This window comes from uncultured Aquincola sp. (genome assembly GCF_964001545.1).
Lineage (GTDB): Bacteria > Pseudomonadota > Gammaproteobacteria > Burkholderiales > Burkholderiaceae_C > Aquincola.
Genome location: NZ_CAXFDV010000101.1, coordinates 1 through 1,520, shown reverse-complemented (window position 1 = coordinate 1,520; position 1,520 = coordinate 1). Strand labels below are relative to the sequence as shown.

Sequence of the window (1,520 nt, the reverse complement as noted above, 5' to 3'; positions counted from 1 at the left end):
TCCAGCACAAACGCCTGCCGCCGCCAGCTGTCGCCGGCCAGCGAGCCGTTGAAGACCTTGGCCAGCGGGTGTTCGGCGTTGGTCACCTCAGGCTGCCAGATGCCGCTGGTGGGGCAGGCCTGGCCATCGACGCAGCGCTGGTCGGTGGCTTGCGCGATGGCCTGCACCAGACCGCCGCGGGCCAGGTGATCCAACAGCAACTGCATGGGCTGCGCCATGCCTCGGTAGCGCCAATACACCAGGGCATGGTCGCCCTCCTGTTCAAACCACCGGTCCGTGCGCGTGTCATAGGCGCCCTGCGCCAGGCTCAACAGTTCGCCCATGCGGTAGAGCAAAGGCGGTACGCGGGCCAGGGCGTGCATGCGCAAGGTCTCGGTGTCGCCCACCGGGATGCGGCCGGGGTCATCGCCGGGCGGGTGCGTGGTCCACAAGTGAATCGGCTGGTAGTAGCCATGGAAGGCCGCGGTGCTCAGGCCGGTGCGCACGCCGGGCGCGCTGAGGATGCCGCGGTAGCCCACGATGGGTTGTGCGGCCCAGTCGCGCAGCTTGTCGGGCATGAAGAGGCTGTGGCCGGGCGGGATGCGGGCCCGGCCGGGCTCGCTGGCCGCGGGCTGCGGGCTGCGGGGGCAGCTGGGGCGTGACCCCCACGCCTTGTGCAGCGCGGATCAGGCCATCGACATCGTTCATGTCCCACGGTGGCAGCTTGGCCGGAGGAAGGGGCAGCACGCGGTCGAGGTTGGGGAAGCGAAGGTCGGGGTTGTCGTAGAGGGCGTCGCCCAGGGCGCTGTAGCGTTCGGCGCGGGGTCTGTCGATGAAGGCGGAGCCGACGAGCGCCCGGCCTTCGTCAAAAGCTATGGACAAGTACTTCGCTGCCAATTCGCTGCCGTACTTGACGCCGTCATGCAGTACCTGCAGAGCGTAGGCGTACTGCTCAGCGGGGGTTTTGAAGCGGGGAAGGCGACGGGAGGAGTTGGCGTCCAAGTTCAGATGTTGTCCCAAGAGGAAACTTGCTTCCGCATAGCCTTGGGCATGCGCACACTCCAGCAGCGTGTGCTGCAGCGCCGGGTTCGCCCACTGCGCCAGGGTAGGCCTTTCCTGGTCGCGGTGACCAAAGGTCAGCGACTTGGCGATCCGCGTCTGCGCCAGCGGGCTGCCGAGGTCTGCGGCCAATTCCCAGAAGGCCCAGGCCCGGTCCACGCTGGGGTTGACGCCATCACCGAGTTCATGCAGCTCACCCATCCAGTAAAACGCATCGGCCAAGCCCAGGCGCATCAACCGCTCCAGGCCAGAGACGATGACTTCGGGGCGCTGCGGCTCCACCCGGAAGCGGCCCTTCTCGCTGTTCTCGCCCGCACCGCTGCGGGCGGTGTGCAGCCACATCAGCGCCGCCTTCCAGTGGCCCTGGTCAGCCGCCTGCTGCCACAACTGCATCGCCCGTGGCCAATTGCGCTCGTTGGGCCACAGCGCGGGGCTGGTGAGCTGCATGGCTTCTTCATGCAGCGCCTGCGCGGCAGGCGTGG

1 protein-coding gene and 1 pseudogene are annotated in these 1,520 nt (G+C 68.0%); both read right to left on the bottom strand.

Annotated elements, in window-relative coordinates:
• Nucleotides 1-431, bottom strand: a pseudogene (locus tag ABNT58_RS03475) (hypothetical protein); the annotation flags it as partial.
• The coding region (locus ABNT58_RS03470; RefSeq protein ID WP_348752120.1) for a DUF6396 domain-containing protein at nt 403-1,520 on the bottom strand (1,118 nt) is incomplete at its 5' end. The pseudogene ABNT58_RS03475 and the gene ABNT58_RS03470, both read right to left, overlap by 29 nt.